This window comes from Blautia sp. ZXY-1-B12 (assembly GCF_056339915.1).
In genome coordinates, this window is sequence record NZ_JBWJVP010000264.1 from 19746 (window position 1) to 37880 (window position 18135).

14 protein-coding genes, 2 pseudogenes and 1 other annotated feature are annotated in these 18135 nt (G+C 39.5%); of the genes and pseudogenes, 6 read left to right on the forward strand and 10 right to left on the reverse strand.

Going from position 1 to position 18135, the window contains the following annotated elements:
* Window positions 1-109: 109 nt before the first annotated feature.
* The 3 genes from AC075L_RS18650 to AC075L_RS18660 form a co-directional block, all read right to left on the reverse strand.
* Window positions 110-2224 (reverse strand): hypothetical protein, encoded by a 2115-nt coding sequence (locus AC075L_RS18650; RefSeq protein WP_227194533.1) that lies wholly within the window; start codon window positions 2222-2224, stop codon window positions 110-112.
* Between the two features lie 190 nt (window positions 2225-2414).
* Window positions 2415-2612: a hypothetical protein gene (locus tag AC075L_RS18655; RefSeq protein ID WP_055060200.1), complete on the reverse strand. Its 198-nt coding sequence runs from the start codon at window positions 2610-2612 to the stop codon at window positions 2415-2417.
* Window positions 2613-2898: 286 nt separating this feature from the next.
* The gene (locus AC075L_RS18660) at window positions 2899-4137 is read right to left on the reverse strand and encodes an IS110 family RNA-guided transposase (protein WP_118617626.1); all 1239 of its coding nucleotides are present in this window, start codon (window positions 4135-4137) and stop codon (window positions 2899-2901) included.
* 575 nt (window positions 4138-4712) lie between these two features.
* Here AC075L_RS18660 and AC075L_RS18665 point away from each other — a divergent pair.
* From AC075L_RS18665 to AC075L_RS18680, 4 genes are read left to right on the forward strand one after another with little or no spacing between them, the layout of a single operon-like run.
* Window positions 4713-5084 (forward strand): GntR family transcriptional regulator, encoded by a 372-nt coding sequence (locus AC075L_RS18665; RefSeq protein ID WP_008706402.1) that lies wholly within the window; start codon window positions 4713-4715, stop codon window positions 5082-5084.
* A gap of 11 nt (window positions 5085-5095) precedes the next feature.
* Window positions 5096-5953 (forward strand): ABC transporter ATP-binding protein, encoded by an 858-nt coding sequence (locus AC075L_RS18670; protein WP_476388011.1) that lies wholly within the window; start codon window positions 5096-5098, stop codon window positions 5951-5953.
* Complete coding sequence (locus tag AC075L_RS18675; protein WP_008706399.1) at window positions 5950-6576, forward strand: ABC-2 transporter permease; 627 nt, start codon at window positions 5950-5952, stop codon at window positions 6574-6576. The genes AC075L_RS18670 and AC075L_RS18675 overlap by 4 nt, the downstream gene beginning before the upstream one ends.
* 15 nt (window positions 6577-6591) lie before the next feature.
* Window positions 6592-6855 carry a cysteine-rich KTR domain-containing protein gene (locus AC075L_RS18680; protein ID WP_081703345.1) on the forward strand — a complete coding sequence of 88 codons (264 nt, stop codon included), beginning with the start codon at window positions 6592-6594 and terminating at the stop codon, window positions 6853-6855.
* Between the two features lie 290 nt (window positions 6856-7145).
* Here AC075L_RS18680 and AC075L_RS18685 read toward each other — a convergent pair whose 3' ends face one another.
* Window positions 7146-8867 (reverse strand): S8 family peptidase, encoded by a 1722-nt coding sequence (locus AC075L_RS18685; protein WP_008706397.1) that lies wholly within the window; start codon window positions 8865-8867, stop codon window positions 7146-7148.
* An 872-nt stretch (window positions 8868-9739) separates the two neighbouring features.
* Entirely contained in the window at window positions 9740-10585 is an 846-nt protein-coding gene (locus tag AC075L_RS18690) for a LysR family transcriptional regulator (RefSeq protein WP_020993634.1), read from the reverse strand.
* A gap of 256 nt (window positions 10586-10841) precedes the next feature.
* On the opposite strand from AC075L_RS18690, the gene AC075L_RS18695 reads away from it, so the two are divergent.
* Entirely contained in the window at window positions 10842-11753 is a 912-nt protein-coding gene (locus AC075L_RS18695; protein WP_055199805.1) for a 4Fe-4S dicluster domain-containing protein, read from the forward strand.
* A 93-nt stretch (window positions 11754-11846) separates the two neighbouring features.
* Here the strand turns inward: AC075L_RS18695 and AC075L_RS18700 are convergent, their stop codons facing one another.
* From AC075L_RS18700 to AC075L_RS18720, 5 genes and pseudogenes are all read right to left on the reverse strand, one after another.
* The gene (locus tag AC075L_RS18700; RefSeq protein WP_008706394.1) at window positions 11847-13541 is read right to left on the reverse strand and encodes a carbon starvation CstA family protein; all 1695 of its coding nucleotides are present in this window, start codon (window positions 13539-13541) and stop codon (window positions 11847-11849) included.
* Between the two features lie 72 nt (window positions 13542-13613).
* Window positions 13614-13856, reverse strand: a binding site (T-box leader).
* Between the two features lie 226 nt (window positions 13857-14082).
* A complete protein-coding gene (locus tag AC075L_RS18705; protein ID WP_476388017.1) occupies window positions 14083-14607 on the reverse strand; it encodes an IS200/IS605 family accessory protein TnpB-related protein in 525 nt (174 codons plus the stop codon).
* Entirely contained in the window at window positions 14570-15361 is a 792-nt protein-coding gene (locus AC075L_RS18710; RefSeq protein WP_476388012.1) for an RNA-guided endonuclease InsQ/TnpB family protein, read from the reverse strand. The genes AC075L_RS18705 and AC075L_RS18710 overlap by 38 nt, the downstream gene beginning before the upstream one ends.
* Before the next feature lie 18 nt (window positions 15362-15379).
* Window positions 15380-15635 (reverse strand): annotated as a pseudogene (locus tag AC075L_RS18715) (transposase).
* A 228-nt stretch (window positions 15636-15863) separates the two neighbouring features.
* Window positions 15864-17369 carry a hypothetical protein gene (locus AC075L_RS18720; protein WP_476388013.1) on the reverse strand — a complete coding sequence of 502 codons (1506 nt, stop codon included), beginning with the start codon at window positions 17367-17369 and terminating at the stop codon, window positions 15864-15866.
* Window positions 17370-17733: 364 nt separating this feature from the next.
* On the opposite strand from AC075L_RS18720, the pseudogene AC075L_RS18725 reads away from it, so the two are divergent.
* Window positions 17734-17987 (forward strand): annotated as a pseudogene (locus tag AC075L_RS18725) (IS110 family RNA-guided transposase); the annotation flags it as partial.
* Window positions 17988-18135: the final 148 nt, after the last annotated feature.

Consider the following 18135-nt stretch of genomic DNA (forward strand, 5'->3'; position numbering starts at 1 on the left):
ACAGTTTCCTTTACTCTGTCTAAGGGGGATTTTTAATAATACTACTATAAGAACATTCTTTTTGATATATATGCAGAAAAAAATTAAATTTCTGGTCTAAATCACTTTTCTACTTCACAACTACTTTCTTTACCTCTGACCATTTCGTATAATTTTTTGCATATCCTTTTACATAAGCACGTCCTGTAAGATAATAAACTCCAGGTTTTACATTTTTAAAAATGACTGTAGTTTTCGTCTGATTTTTCTTAGTATAAGCATAACCGCTGACATATGTATAACTTCCATCTTCAGATTGAGATACTTTCTTTGCCAGTACCCAGTCCGTTCCGTCACAGGCTTTTGGTACAGTAAACTTCACCGTTACTTTTCTTTTTGTTCCCTGTCTGGAAACCTTTGCCGATTTAACAGCTGGTTTTCCTGTTACAAGGCTTGTCTTTACCGTTACTTTTTGAACTTCCGCCCACTTACTCAGTACTTTTTTATTTGATCCATCCAGATATTTATAGCCATGTACACCAATATACCAGTTTCCTTTCGGTACTCCTTTTAGAATGAGTTCCTTGCTGTTTCCTGAATATCTGCATTGTACCTTTATATAATCTGATGGCTCATCCCCGTCTTTACTTCTGGCAGCAACAACATCATAACCATCCAGTTCTTCTGTATTACTGCCAAGGATAATTTTAACGTCATTTTTCTTCACCTGCAGTTTCTGAACCACAGGTGCATTTGGTGTCTTTATATTTACCTTTAACAGAAATCCTTCAGACCATTCACCATATTTCTCCGTATGACCACTTTCCTCTTTATATGCCCTGCAATAGAGATAATGCGTCCCTTCAGGAATATATTTCAGTTTAGGATAATGATTCAGTTCAGATTTTGCGACCTTCACCTGTGCGATATAATTTCCTTTTTCCAGATCCTTTTGAGATTCTGCTGCTACAAAAAAATATCCGTCTGCTTCATTAGAAGTATCTCTTAAAGAAAGTTCTGCATAATTTGTGATCACTCTGGTCCATGTCGGATCAATCACCGGTCTGTTCAACCCCTTGTACGCATTCACCTGTACCTTTATCTTTACAGACGTATCCAGCTCTTCATTGTTTTCACCTTCACGCAGTTCCAATTGTCCGTTAACTGTGAAACTTTGAGACGCCGTATTTTTCGGGTTATATGCACAATTCTCCACATCCCATTTTACATCGGCAGAAAATGTCGTTTTTTCTCCATCCACTTCAGCACCATAGACTTTAAGAACCGATGGCAAATGTAAAGCATCAGCAGTTTTTTCTACGCCATTGGTAATTCCGGTCACAGGTTCAATGGTATCCACCAGTCCCTGAAATGTCCTTGAATCTACTCTGAAAGAATCCCAAATCTTCTTTGTTATAGTCTCTCCTGTCGCTGTTTTCGCAGTCACTGTCACTCCAAGATCATGTTCTCCAACTGGCAGTCCCATCTGCGGACAAAGGCTCAGTTCTGTACTCTCTCCAGGTGCCAGACTGGTATTTCCGGATAATGATACACTACAGTCTTTGCTATAATCGAAAGACAGTTCCATATCCATGTCCATAAAATTTTTCAAAACATAAATTCTAGCTTCCGGAAGTGTCTTATATCCCCAGTGCATTATCGGGAAACTCTCGGAAGATTTTTCGGTAATTTCCAGACTCTTCTTTTCCGTTGGGTTCTTCTCTCTGTTCATTGTGATATGAACCGGATATCTGCTTCCGTCATCTGCAAGGAAATCAAACGTTTCATCATATGTTCCGTATTCCTGCTTTGGCAGTACAAAAAAGTCCAGAGTTTCTCCCGGCTTCAGCAGTCTTTTGGAATCCTGTTCCTCATAATCCTCTGACCACTTTGCCATCTGATCATCTACCTCAAAATTCTTAAGACCAGAAGCATCTACCCGGACTCTTGTTTCTTTTTTTCCTGAATTTCTGACTTTCACATATTTCTCTACACGAAATTCCGGATCATAAAAATCACTTTCTGTAAGCTCTACATCCGTACCTGTTTCTATGCTTAACTCATAGTCTCTTTCAGAAGATTCACCAGACAGAGCCGAATCTGTTACTATGTCAGGAATATTTTCTGTTCCATCACTGAAAGATTCCCCTGTCGAAAAACTCTCCGCTCCCCATACGGTTAATGGAGCTGTACCCAGCATTACTGCTGACAAAAAAAGTGCTGTTATAACCTTGTATTCTTTCATCTCTTTTTCCTCCATTCAATAATATTTATTATCATAGTATATCACCATTTATATAAACATCTGTAATTATAGAATAACACGTATTCTAATGGGCATGAATGTTATAATCTATTTTCTTACCTGAATGACAAAAGCTCTCTCTACTGTAACATTCATTTTGTAGAGAGAGCTTCTATTTCTTATTTTTTTCCTATTTTATCAAAAAAATTTTTTCACTTTCAATGCCACCTTCATCCTCATGCCATTTATTCATTAAAATGAACTCATATCCTTTTACTGATTTTCCAAAATATGTAATTCCATACTGAGGCTCAGAAAGATGATATCTATTTTTTACTTTACCTGTTTTTGATAATACAACAATATCTGATTTCACATTATTTCCCATTGTATATCCACAAACATATAAATTTCTTTTCTGACATTGTACCTGCCATATTCATTTCCTCCTGAAATTTATATTTTTTCGAATTTGCAAATTCTACTTGATAAAGAGTTCTTAATTTCAGCTTTGCAAACCTCAAAGAATAAATTTTCCCTTGCTACGAAAATAAAACACGTAGCCAAAAACTGAACCTTGACAACAAATGTTTTCAACAATTATGAAAGCATCACTATAAAGCAGTCACAGTATTGGCTGCCTGTAGTGAGATATTGATCGTATTTAAGAAAGGCTAGCTTTGAGCTTCCACATGATAACCATGCTTTTCCAATTCCCGTATATAACGAGAAAGCTGTTTTTGTTCACAGTGCTTACGTCTTGTTTCAAAACAGGATTCGTCAAATAGAGTTCCTTGTTTTAACATTGTGTAGATGATGACAAGAAGTTTTCGGGCAAGTGCGACAATCGCTTTTTTGGCTCCTTTTTTCTGTTTGATTCTCCAGTACCATGCCGAAAGATAAGTGTTGCGTTTCCCTGCAATCACCCAGGCAATTTCGCAGAGCATACTTTTTATGTAAGGATTGCCTTTTGTGACAGAGGTGCTTTTTCGTTTTCCAGCACTTTCGTTATTACCTGGGCACAAACCGGCCCATGAGCAGATGTGTTCCGCAGTTTTAAACGGCTTCATATCAATACCGATTTCAGCAATAATTGCACAGGAAGCAGTTGTGCTTATTCCATAGATGCTATTCAACTGCTCAACCTGCAGGGCAAATGGAGCCATATCTTCCTCGAGACTCGTTTCAATTTCAGCAAGATGTTTCTTTAAAGAATCGTAATGAGTCATGAGAATCCTTAAAAATGCCTTTTGGTGTTCTGACAGTGTTCCGTTCACGGACATGAGAATTTCATCAATACGGTTTCTGGTCTTGGTTTTGAGACAAGAATCTAAAGCAGTTTTATCAATCTGCCCATGTTCAATTAAATGCAGAATGATGTTTCTACCCGAAGCGCCAAAAATATCAGAAATAAAGGATGATAGACGGAAGCCGGAACTTTGTAAAAATTTCTCAATCCTGTTCTTCTGTGATGTAATATCGCGGATGACACTCTTACGGTAACGATTTAGATCGCGGAATTCCCGAATTCTTTTTTCGGGAATAAAACTTCCGTTCAGAAGTCCGGCGCGAAGCAAGGTGGAAATCCATTCGGAATCCCGCATATCGGTCTTTTTGCCAGGAACATTTTTCATATGGCGTGCATTTACAACAAGCAGGGTAATGTCACCATAGAAAGCATCCTCCAGTATTTCATAAATCGGCATCCAATAGATACCGGTGCTTTCCATAGCTACATGATGGCAGTTTTTAGAAACGATCCAATTCCGTAATGCTATCATATCCGGAATCAATGTAGAAAACTCACGGATTTCAGAACGGGTTGGCTTGCCCAGAGGACCAGTCAGGATACATGCAACAATTTTTTCTTTGTGGACATCCAGTCCACAGGAAATTTCCAGAAGGTCTTTCATACAGAACAACTCCTTTACTATAGAATTGGCAGGAGATTTGCCCGAGATAATACGGACTTTGCTACTCGTGCTATTCATAAAAGGTGCGACAATATGCTGTGCTCAAGGGCAAATCATTTACGTTGACAAACGGGGTGCAAATCCTCCAAGGTGCAATCAAACTTAATCCTGCCTAAGACTATTGTAAGGCAAAAAGAGAAGTGAAAAAAGTAGTGGAGTCAGTATCCTATTTTCATTATAGGCTGAGATAAGCTTTCATGATTCGTTGACAATTCACATATGATTGATTTGATTCGTTTGCACGACGTCCGATTTCAGCTTTGACGATTTCGTTCCATGGAGCCAGAAGTTCTGAATTCATCATCGCTCATCCTATCATTATCGTGCTGATTTGCACAAAGAAATAACCTTATTATGCCGGTTGACAGGTTGGATTACGCTGATTTTTTGAAAACTTTATATGGTATATTTTAATGAATTGTAGGATTACTTTATTGACATTTCTGACACTATCATATACACTGTACATATCGTATAAGTACGCATATATCAGAAGGTGGTGAGAGGAAGTTAGAATGGAAATTATCATAAGTAATAGTAGTGATAAGCCTATTTATGAACAAATTGCTATGCAGATTAAGAGTTTAATCATGAATGGTACCCTATCTGCCGGAGAAGCCCTGCCTTCCATGCGTGCACTGGCAAAAGACCTGCATATAAGTGTTATTACTGTTCAACGAGCTTACGAAGATTTAACTCGAGATGGGTTTATCGAAACCGTATCGGGAAAAGGTAGTTTTGTTGCATCACCAAATAAAGAATTTATTCAAGAAGAACAACTACGAATAGCAGAAGAACTTTTAGAAAAGGTTGCTATAATCGGTCGTACTCATGGTATCAGCTATGAGCAAATGGCTAATATTCTAAAACTATTTTTTGAAGAATGAGAGGTGGAATTATGGAACAGAACAGTATTGTTGTAAAAAATGTGACTAAAAAATTTGATGATTTTATGTTAGATCATATTTCATTTACAGTTCCTACAGGACGTATTGTGGGTTTCATAGGAGAAAATGGTGCTGGAAAAAGTACAACTATCAATTTAATTTTAGACCAGTTAAAGTTGGATGCAGGTGAAATAAGAATATTGGGTAAACAAAATCATTCTTATTTGCATAAAGAAAACATTGGTGTTGTTTTTGACGAATGTAAATTCCATTCCGTCTTAAATGCAAAAGATATTGCCCAAATCCTTTCGGGATCTTATAAAACATGGGATATGAATTTGTTTGAAGAATATATGAAACGCCTTAATGTTCCATTAAATAAATCAATAGGGCAACTTTCAAAAGGTATGAAGATGAAATTGTCAATTATTTGTGCACTATCGCATAGACCCCAGATTCTGATTTTAGACGAAGCAACAACAGGGTTAGATCCTGTTGTACGAGATGAAATTTTGGATATTTTTTTAGAATTTATTCAAGATGAAGAACACTCTATTTTGTTCTCTACACATATAACCTCTGACATACAAAAGGTTGCTGACTATGTAATTCTGATTCATAATGGAAAAATTATTTTTGAGGAAAAGAAAGATGACCTTATTTATAATTATGGAATTATACGCTGTAAAAAATCAGAATTTAATACTGTTTCGCCAGATGACTATGTATGTTGTCGAGAAACAAATCTTAGCGTGGAATGCTTAATACATGACAAAGTAGCTGCAAAAAAAAGATACAAAAATCTAATTATTGATAATGCTTCTATTGAGGACATTATGCTGTTCTATATCAAAGGAGGTGTCAAATGAAAGGATTGGTTTTTAAGGATTTATTGCTTATGAAGAAAATGAATAAAAAAGTCATTTTTGTAATGTATTTTTTTGTAATAGCAATTTCATTCTTCGGAGAGAATGAAGTTTACTCAATTATGTCATCGGCTTTTTTTTCACTTTTTATCGGTATGCACTTAATGATGACCATGACCTATGATGGATTGACTTCATGGAAACAATATGAATTAACCTTGCCGATGAGTAAGTACCAAATCATTTTCAGTAAGTATTTGACTAGCTTGCTTCTTGTTCCGATTAGTATAATGGGTACAGTTATCATTTATATCATTCGTTATGTGGTTTATCATAATTTTACACTTAGCCAGTTTGGTTTTTCTATCGCCATTGCAATAGCATTACCTGTTTTATGGTGTTCTATATGTTTAGCAATAGCACAGTGGTTTGGCTATATGAGTGTTCAGTATGTGAGAATGATTTGCACACTTCTCGTTATCTTTTTCGTAAGTAAAATATCAAAAGATATGAAATACGTTACTCAAAATTTGGTTAAAAATCCTATGTTGATTACTATTTTTGCTTTGGGTATAGTAGTCGCATCGTATTTTGTTAGTGTTATAGGATACTCAAGAAAAAAATAAAAAGTAGAAGTGCAAATAAAAGTAAGTGTCGAGCGAGTACGTTGCCCTGTCTGCGGAAATAAAACACGTGACAAAATCCGAGAAGATACTGTACTAAAAAATTTTCCACTCTTTTGTTCGAAGTGCAAAAGAGAATGTCTAATCAACATTGAACAATTCCATATAACTGTTATTAAAGCGCCAGACGCAGAGCCGATAATACACAGTTCTTTGAACTGTAGTTATCGGTTTTTGTATTTTCCCAATCATAGTGATTATCAGCTATTGATTTACACTTAAAACTGATCCAGATTTAATGCTTAAAACTGACCCATGGTATAATTTGGCCTTATGGCCTTGATAACTGATAATTATTTGTATAAGTCAGTTTTATATTCCTGTGACCTCTCTTTCGTTTTAATATGTTGTCTGTAACAGAATCGGCTGTTCATGTTACGTCATTGCTACAAGTCTTTCTTTCCATATCATTTTGAATCCAACCCGGGCAGATTTTCTTCAAAATCATGGTGAAAGTGCTTCGTTTCTGTGTTGGGAAAATGAACGGAAACACTTGATTTTACTGACTTTCTTCAATGTAACCTTATTATAACGTCCTCCCCCCATCCCACCTCTTCATTGGGATACTCCTCATACCCCGGCAATGGTCTGGCGCCTTTTCGGAGATAGGCTTTTACTTTTTCCCCATAGAGGTAGGGATCGTTTCCATTTACAATCCCCCATTGCATTAACAATGCTGCGGATCCGCTGACAAAGGGTGTTGCAAAGGAAGTCCCTGTTACTGTTCTGTAACCACCACCGGGTACGGGAGCAACTATGTTTACTCCCGGTGCCACCAGATCAGGTTTCAGATATGGCAGCATTCTGCTGCCCCTTCCGGAAAAATCCGCATAAGAGTCAACCAGCGAATCATATGCTCCAACTGCAATAACCCGCCGGGCTGTGGCAGGTATGGTCAAAGTCCCATATGCCCTTGGTTCATAAAACCCAGTCCCTCTGTTCAGAGTATTTCCACCCGGCAGCCACAGGTAATATTCCCCTCCTCTGACCTTTTTTCCACTTAGGATGATTTTCCAGTCTCCACTGTCCACATAAGTTTTCCCAGGAAGGAAATCTATGTAGATTTCCTGTGTCAGATGATAGGGTCCAGGTTTGCCATAATAGATTAAAAGATCTGTATTTCCCAGTCTGTACCTCTGAGGACCAAGCTTTTCGTCTAAGGGGCCGATCCGGTTTCCGGATGGATTTTCAATATAAATACTCATCTCATCCTCATAAGATTTCCATAACTGCACATTTAATGTTGGTTCCCTGCTGCTCACAGATAATTCTATCTGTCTGGTCTGTCCCTGTTTCAGGGTTCCTCCCTCATGCAGAGGCTGATTGCCGTTGTTCCCTGTACCTGTACAGATAGCCAGACGTCCTGTGGAAGAAACCATATCTATATATGTTTCAAGAAGGGAATCTCCCTTGTGGGATCCATAATTATTTCCAAAACTGAGATTAATTGCCATTGGCCGTCCCATAGTCAATGCCTGTCGCACCAGATAATCAATCCCCTGTATCAGCTCCGTAGTCCTGGGAAAGGAGTTTTCTCTGGGAATTCCCATTTTCACAACCAGTAGATCACTTTCATAGGCAACTCCCTGATTCACCCCATCTGATGCCCTCCCATTTCCTGCTGCAATTCCCAGCACGGAAGTTCCATGTCCACTGTAATCTGAAGATGGAACAAGACGCCTGCCCTGGTTTTCTCCAAGTGCAAGCGCCTCATCGATCTGCTCTTTCGTATATTCAGTTCCTGTCACATATCCCTGGGGTGGATTTCCCTGTATGCTCTGATCCCATAAACGTAAAATTCTGCTGCTCCCATCTGCATTTCGGAAATCAGGGTGAAAATAATCCACTCCTGAATCCACAACTCCTGTCAGGATTCCTTTTCCCGTCAGTCCATTCCTGCCGGTCTGCACTGTGCGGATGCAGCTCGCTCCCTTCGCCTGAAACAATTCAAAATACAAGCGTTTGGGTTTCTCCATAAATTCCACCTGCACTCTGTGGGAATACTCATCAATCTCACTTTCCGGCAAAGTTACCACTGCATAGCTGCCTAACAATGGCACTACCTGAATTCCATTTCCAGCCAGACCACTTTCCGGTCCGCTGTACTTTATGATCACATCCCATAGCCTGGTTGCAGGATCATATCCTATGTTAAGATTTCCTGACTTTCTACGCTCCTGTGGTGTTGCATCCATTGCAAGATTTAAAAGGTTATCTATTTTCTGGTCTGGCATTTTAATCTCATTTCCAGATATTCACTTAGTCTATTATATACAAAAGTTCTGCATACGGACTCTTATTATAACAATTTTAGGATAATAAGCGGGAATCCTCGGCAATTCAATTACCGAGATGAAAGCGCAAACTGTGCATATCTACACTCATAATAAATAAAAATAACAAAACGGTTTTCATTCAATTTCTCCCTATAAAAGTATATTTGATAAGAATAGTATTAAACCAACTGGTGGAAAGGGAAATTACAAATTATCTATTGAGTTCATGAATACAAAGACACATGGAAGGATTACTGAAGAAATTGTTTTTAAATAATCGAATGTGAGATCTTTTGTATATTGAGAATGAAAATTTCTGAAAAAGTTCAATATTAGTGCTGGATAATCCGAAAATTACTTCGGCGCAGTTGTATAATAAAAAATATATTATATTATAAAAATTTATGATATAATATCCAAGCTACCACCCCTAAACAGGTACAGGAAGGGGGTGTGCTATCAATGGATACAATTTTATCATTTATGCTTTCTATTCTGGCAGGTGTAATCACCTATTACATTTGCAAATGGCTGGATAGAAAATAGTAGCTGGTAGCCAGCCTGGGGAATAAGCCACCCTTGCCAAAACGGAATAAAAAAGCCTCGGAGATGCGACCTCCGAGGCTTTTTGCTGTGTTACCAATGAATTTAATTTTATCATTTTGCCTATGGCAATTATAGCATATGCAGAAAATGAAATCAATATACTTTTGTGGATGATAATTTCGATTAATTTAGATAGAAAATCATTTCATCGGCAGTATTCTAATCTTCCAACTGCTTTTAAGAAACAATTTTGAATGACTCCCAACGAGTACAGACGCAAGCGGTCATAAAAACCATTCCATCTTCTCCCTCACATCCGCATGCTTCAGATAAATAACATTAAATTCTCTGACTATGGGCTCACCCTTTAATGTAAAAATCCCAAGATCCGGGTCACTTTTGGCAAGTACTTCATATACAAATGAAATTCCATACCCGGACTTGATCAGGTCGATGATCATCTTAAAGCTGGAAATACATATATGCCGGTGAAAACGCTCCAGGGATTCATTATGCTCCAAAAGCTTTTCCTCCAAGATAGCCAGAGTTCCAGAGCCGTTTTCGCGATGAATCAGAGTTTCTTTCAGAATCTCCTCTACAGATACTTCACGGCCTGCAAAGGGATGATCCTTCGGACAGATTCCCACAAAAGGTTCCCGGCGATATAACTGGCTTCCAAATCTGTTTTTGTCAAAGAATCCTTCTATGATGGCATAGTCCAGAGTATTCTGTTCCAATAAATGCAAAAGATGCTTTGTGTTATCCACGATCAGAGTCAGTGCTGTATCCGGCTGATTTAAGAAATCGTGAATCCTGTCTGTGATCACATAGTCACCAATGGTCTTGGTTGCACCGATGCGCAGTTCCCGGAGACCATTGTTTTTTATCTTTTCCCTGAGAAAATTTTCACGCTGCTGAACGGAACGCAAGTAATCCTCCAGCATCTGTGCAGCAGGGGTCTTGATCAGTTTTCTGTTTTCATAAAGAAAAAGGCGGCAGCCGTATTCTTTCTCCAGAAACTGGATATGCTGGGTGACTGCCGGCTGGGTAATATGTAACAGCTCTGCCGCCTCCCTGTAATTCATAACACTGCATACAGCCATAAAGGTTTCTGTTCTGTGATCTAACATAATATTCTCCTTGAACTCTTCCACTCTATTGATATCAGATAGTTTTTTCTGTGCAATAAGAAAAAATTCTGCCCTGAAGGCTTTTTTATAAAGGTTTCTGTTTTTCAGTTTCACAGTTGCATTATTCCATAAATGTTACTTATCGTATAATAAAAACTCATAAATTGATTTTATCATTCATGAAGCCTATAATCAACAAAAGAAACACCGTATATATCAGAGAAAAGCAACAGCTACATAAAGGAGATACTTAAACATGAATGAGGAAAAAATAACAACATCCGCCAACAAAAAACTGAGTCCCGAGGAAATCAAGCGGGTAAAAGGTCTTGGATGCCTTCAGGACAAACGATATGATGACATCTTTAATATTCGGGTCATCACAGGAAATGGACATATTACCACAGATGAACACCGTGCCATTGCAGATGCAGCAGACAAGTTCGGAAATGGTCAGATCACTATGACAACCCGCCTGAGTATGGAAATCCAGGGAGTTCCTTATGATAATATTGAGAAAACAATCGCCTTCCTTGGAGAACACGGCCTGATGACAGGCGGAACCGGAGCTAAAGTGCGTCCTGTTGTCTCATGCAAGGGAACAACCTGCCAGTATGGTCTGATTGATACCTTTGCACTCAGCAAGAAAATCCATGAGCGTTTTTATGTAGGCTATCACGATGTGGTACTCCCACACAAATTCAAGATCGCAGTTGGCGGATGTCCAAATAACTGTGTAAAACCTAATCTGAATGATATGGGAATTATCGGCCAGAGAATCCCAAAACCGGATTCAGAGAAATGCCGGGGATGTAAGAAATGTCAGATTGAAAAAAGCTGTCCTGTACACGTTCCGAAATTAGTTGACGGTAAACTTTACATTGATCCTGAAGAATGTATCCATTGCGGACGCTGCAAAGGAAAATGTCCTTTCGGCGCAGTACCGGAATATCAAAATGGTTATAAAATCTATATCGGAGGCCGCTGGGGTAAGCGAGTCTCACACGGTCAGGCTCTTACCAGAATTTTCACAGAGGAAGAAGAAGTAATGGCAGTCATAGAAAAAGCAATCCTTCTCTTCAAAAATGAAGGAATCGCAGGAGAACGATTTGCAGATACTGTGAAACGTCTCGGATTTGAGTATGTGAATGAGAAATTGATTGGCTGAGTATTAAAAAAGACACTTCGGAAAACTTTCCCAAAGTGTCTTTTTTCAGGTTTTTATTTTGATGTAAAAATATCAACAGTTTTATTTCATAAATTATGCCGTCTGTTTTTCATCATTTTTTTCAAAAAGCTTCTTCACTCCCTGGATTGCTACCAGCACACCAAGGATCAGCAGTAACACTGCGAAGATAAGCTGTAAGGTATTTCCAAGGTCCAGGCCTGTGGTAAATAATGCTTTTGTAAGCTTACTGATAGTCATACCCAGTGCAGTAAAGGTAACTGCCATCATAAATACCATAGGGATCCAGAGCATGCAGCCCTGGCGTTTTGTTTTCTTAAGAAATACTGCGCAGGCTACAAGGGCAAGTACAGATAACAGCTGATTGGCAGAACCAAACAGCGGCCAGATTTCTGCATATCCTACCTTTGTAAGCAGATAGGCAAGTACCAGTGTAATGATCGTCGCAAAATATTTATTGGTTACTACTTTTAAGAACGGGCTCATATTTTCCTCGTCTGTATCAGAATCAAGGAAAAATTCCTGGAATGACAGACGTCCTACTCTGGCTACTGAGTCAAGAGATGTCAGCGCAAAAGCTGATACAGCCAGATTGATCAGTGTAAATACCAGTGAATGTGGCAAACCAATTACAGAAAGGAAGTTTGCAATAGCACCTGCAAATATCTGCGGCTGAGTGGTAAGTCCCTGTGCTGCTGCCTCACCATCTGCAAAGGATGCAACAGCAATCAGTGCAATAATTGCCAGCATACTTTCCATAAGCATTGCACCAAAGGAAACCGGAAGCATGTTCTTTTCATTTTTGATCTGTTTTGACGCAGTACCGGAGGATACCAGTGAATGGAAGCCTGAAACTGCACCACAGGCAATTGTCACAAAAAGAATAGGGAACATGTACTGTCCGTCCACATTAAAGCTTGTAAAAGCCTTAAGATTACAGGATGGATTGGCTGCAAATACACCGATAACCGCACCAACGATCATGAAGATCAGCAGATAACTGTTCAGATAATCACGGGGCTGGAGCAGCGCCCATACAGGGGCAACACTGGCTACCAGAATATATGCAAAGATAATAATATGCCAGGTTCCAAGACTTACATATACCGGGAATTTAAGTCCCAGCGCAATTGCGAGCACTAATAATAAAATAGCCACTGCAGTATTAATCCATTTATTAAACTTGGAATATTTAAGGAAAAATCCCAGTCCCACTGCCTCGATGATAAATAACATGGAAGTTGTTGCAACTGCTCCGTTTGCTGCTACCCTGGTAACGGTTCCTGCATTATCTGCCACAAATCCGTTAAAGGTTCCTGCCACAACATCTGCAAATGCTGCAACAACCAGAATACAGAACAGCCAGCAGAATAAAAGGAATAATTTCTTTCCCAGTTTTCCGATATAAGCTTCAATGATATATCCGATTGTACGGCCTTTGTTCTTTACAGAGGCATACATAGATGCAAAATCCTGAACTGCTCCGAAAAATACACCGCCGATCAGGATCCAGAGCATAACCGGAAGCCAGCCGAAAATTGCTGCCTGGATCGGTCCGTTGATAGGACCTGCACCTGCTATGGATGCAAACTGATGACCAAATACCACATTGGTATCAGCCGGTACATAATCCACTCCATCCTCCATCTCATATGCCGGTGTTTTTGCTTTGGGGTCAATGCCCCATTTGTTCTGAAGATAACGGCCATACAGAAGATATGCTCCACCAAGCACTACGATGGCTATTATCATCATTACTATTCCACTCATAATCTCTTCCCTCTTCTTTCTTTTATTTATATATGTAAAAAAACGCCCCTGCTATCCAATTTTCAATTGGATAACAAAGGCGGAATATTCCGTGGTACCACTTTGTATTATTATACCTGTCACCAGATACAATCTCTTAACACTGTCTGAGCCAAACAGCTTCTTCTGTAACGTGAAGACCACGTCCCTGCTTACTATAGATTTCAGCGGGATGCTCCCGGGTGATATCACAAAACACCATCTGCCGCATCTCACCTGCCTGCGACTCTCTGTAATCCGGTTCCTTCTGTGACCTGTCCTGTTCTATGCATTTCTCTTTTTTATTTATTTAAAGTTTTACTCTTTTTTTTATAAAATATCAAGAGATAATTTATATATATTTTACAATTATAGATATGTATTTTTATACAATATATATAACTGTAAAAGCAGACAGTGCTTTGCACGCACAGTCTCACGTGAATTACTCGGCAACTGAGTTACCAGAGCATCTGAATTAAGGCGGGATACCGCCTTTTTTCAGGGTGCATCCATGACACCACTACTGTTTGCTCTTTAGAGCTATACAGCTACTTTTATTATTTCCGGTGTTTTCAGTCCGGTTACGGACAGTTCTCTTTTTTACTCCGGATACGGAGTGATATTTTCTCAGGATATTATATGCGCCTACGGCATCTGCGTTATAGGTTCTGTTTCCATCTCTGTACAACCCTCTCTCTTTCCGTTTGGACGGCTCTGCATATCTTTTCCCCACTTCCGGTGACAGCGGACTGCACTGGCTGGTATAACTTTCTTCCTGTTTTATAAAACGGATCCCATATCTTTTCAGCTTATATTCCAGCATGATGTAGATCCTGTTATACGGCAGGCTGTGGAACTTCTGGTTTGTCCTGTGTCCCAGGTCTTTTTCTCTCCGGATATTCCGGATATCCCCTGCAACGACACAGGTGATCCCCTGTTCCCGGCAGTATTCTGCAAGATACCTTGTGACCTTGTGCAGATAATCCGTTACTGAATCATGTTTTCTCTTATATAACTTCCTGATATGTTTTGATGTGAGCCGGATGCTTTACTCCCTTTCCGGACTGCTGCCCATACCACTGGGCCTGCACCCTTGCGATCTCTTTATGGAAATATCTTTCCAGTGCAAGGTACTTCCTGCCCAGGATAAACGTCTTCCCGTTCCCGGAATCATAACACGTCATAAGGTTATGAAGCCCCAGATCAATAGACAGTTCATGTCCGTTCTGTGGAAGTTCTTCCTGGTCAGGAACCTCATAAACAACAATAATTTTACAGTTTCCCTTCTCCGGCGGATAGATCCGCAGCTGTTTGATCTGATCCATGCCCCTGAAAATCTTATTTTCAAGGTAAAGAAAGTTTTCATGGATCTGATACGTTTCTTCCATATATTTTTTTAATGCCTTTGGAAGGGACAGGCGGACTCTGTCCGTATCCCGCTCATGCACGATCCCCATCTGCATATAGGTAATGGGGATACTTTCCTGCTTAAACCGCGGCGGTCTGGGAGTCTCGATCCCCCCGGATCTTTTCAGGGCATAAAAAGACTTCCATGCCTTGTCCAGCAGCTTGCAGACTTCCTGGGCAGTCTGGGACGGGAGCTGTTTATACCACAGATCCTCTTTATGGGCTTTTTTCTGATAATACCAGTCCGGATACTGCTCTATCCCAGTTTCTTTGTAATGCTGACGCTCGTAATTACAGACATTCCAGAGCTTGGATGCTGCATAGCACATATGCCCGATGAGGTTCGCATATTCCCGGCTGACCTTTATGGATGTTTTCTTTGACAGCAGCATTTCCTCTCCTCCATAGTATCAGTACGCTTTGCTCTGATGTTCGATGTACCTGCGGATATTTTCTTCCGATACAGATCCGACCGTTTCCACATAATAGGAATAGTTCCACAGCTCCCCTTTCCAAAGCTGGTTTCTTATTTCCGGAAAACATTCGAAAAGTTCCTGCCGATATGCCTGGAGATCCGCTTTAATTCTTCACCGGTATTTCACTGACCATACCATATGGTAATTAATATTACACACAAGTGCGGTAATGTATAAGATTTTCTTTCATACATATATGATACCATGATATCAAAAACTTCGCAATAAAATATCGAACATATTTTCTTTTTATAATGCTGGATACAGCTTTTTATAGGGAGAAATTGAATGAAAACCGTTTTGTTATTTTTATTTATTATGAGTGCAGATATGCACAGTTTGCGCTTTCATCTCGGTAATTGAATTGCCGAGGATTCCCGCTTATTATCCTAAACAAGGGGCAGTTGTCTGTTTCTTTTTATTTTACCCTGATTCTTCTTCCCCAGGATACCCAGTCTCCGTAAGCTTTCCTTCCGTTAATTTTGACCCATGGGCGGACTTTCAGAGTATAGGTTCCGGGCTTCACGCCTGTAATCCTTGTATAGGTTGTCCGATTGTTCCGTTTATATACGGTGGTTCCGCCTGTAGATCTCAGTTCCATATCTGCTCTTGCAAATCCTTTTGGTACGCCAACTGTTACAGACACAGCTCCTTTACTTGTTTTTACAGTTTTAATCTTCACCCTCTCTGTGGGAATTCCGTTCTTTACTACTACTTTTACTGGATAACTCCATGCCCCAAACCTTTTCCCGGACACATTTCCATCATAATAATCCCTGTTGTACGCATGGATTCCCAGATAATACGTGCCGTTTTTTACATTTGTGAAGGTGATGGTCTTTGCATCCTGATTCTTCGCCACCTTCACATAATTCTCAGGTCTGTCAACCCAGCTTTTCTTTGTCAGAACCGCATCGAAACCTTCGCTGTTTGCGCAGTCATAAGCCGCTGCCTTAATAGTTGACCCCTGTACTTTCACATCTTTTATCGTTGCTCCTTCCGGATAAGGCGGTGCAATATGAGGACAATTCTGGGAAATTATATAAGATAATTCTATTCCTCCTGTGATGGAAACCTTAAAAATATCAGTAGCTACCTGTTCTTCCTTTTTCGGACGAAGATAAACCGTTGTACCTTCTCCGGGCATAATAACCCCCGTTTCATAATCATCAAGGTACGCCCAGAAATGTTCCGTATTCTCAAAATCAACCGTAACAGGATTTTTTCCATTGTTATATATCCATATACTGCGTTTTGGACACATAAACATATCCGGATCCGGATCTGTATTATCCCACCAGTCGTATTCTTCAGGGGTAATTGTGAGAAATCTCGTACCGCTATTCGGTCTGCAGTTCACCTCATAATCCTGATCAGATGCGCCGCGAATAAGAACCCGTATCCTACACTTCGCCTGAATGCCTTCTTCTGTTTCCATGACAAAGGTTTCTTCATGAATTCCCGGAGAAAGATTTTTCTTTACATAAATATCCGCTGCAACAGCTTCTCCGGGCTTAACCTTATTCCCAACTTCCATTGGAAACCTTCCCTGAAACGGATAATCAAACGGCTCAAGTGTAAAATCATTCAATTCTGAGATAGATTTGATATGCCAAGCCTCTGTGCCTGTATTTTTTATCTCCAGCCTTTCCCACCCCCAACCACTGCCGTTTACTCCAGTCTGTCCCAAATCAAGGATTTCACTAGAAACTGTCGCCTCATATTTCTCATATCTCATTTCACTGTCTAAATCCACAGTATCCTCGAAAATAGCTGAAGCTTCCGATACATCGCCTTCCTGCTCTGTGGTTTCCGAAATAAATGTTTCCTCTCCAGCAGAAAAATCGGCTGCCAATACCGGCTGACCGGTAACGATCACAGCAGAAAGAAACAGCGATAAAAATGTTTTGCCTCTCCTTCTCATAATACTTTGCCTTCTTTCCATCATTATACCTCGTTATCATGTTACGTTTATGTTAACATATTGTATCATATATGTAATATTTTTTCAACAATCTTTTTTATTTAACATATTTAACTATGCAGAAAAAGCGGCTTGAAAAGCCGCTTTTTTCTACCTTTGCAGGAACCCAATCTCTGTAAAGATAAGTTTCGTTATTTAAATTCAATGGAAGAAAATCTGTAGATGTAGATTTCTTTTGCATTGTGCGTTTTATTCCAAGCTTCAATAAGCAGTTTTCGTGTTTCATCATGCAACATAATAATCACCTCTTGACTCTATCATAGACCTGTTGTCAAGAATGTGCAGTATTTTTTGGGAGTGCTATAAGAAACATCCTGAATTTACAGACCGTTACCGTCGCATCAAAGCACGCCGTGGTCACAAGAAAGCCGTCATTGCTGCCGTATGATCCTGACCGCTATCTGGCACATACTCACAGATTTAAAGCCATATACACCGGAAGGTTTTCTTGACTCCCGTCCTGTGAATAAAGAAAAAGTGTTAACTACTTCACAGGCACTTAATCTGCTTAAGCAAAGAGGTTATTTTATCAAAGACGATCCTTTGTCAGTTTCCTGATTAGGTGTTGCGTTTATATTCAATTTTTCAGCCACCTAAAGATGGCTTATTTGTGATGTCAAAATTTATTCTCTATCCACTATCCCTTTGTTTCAAACTTTCAGTTTCCTATTATGTAATCAGTCCGTCTTTTTTGTCCGTTCTGTTT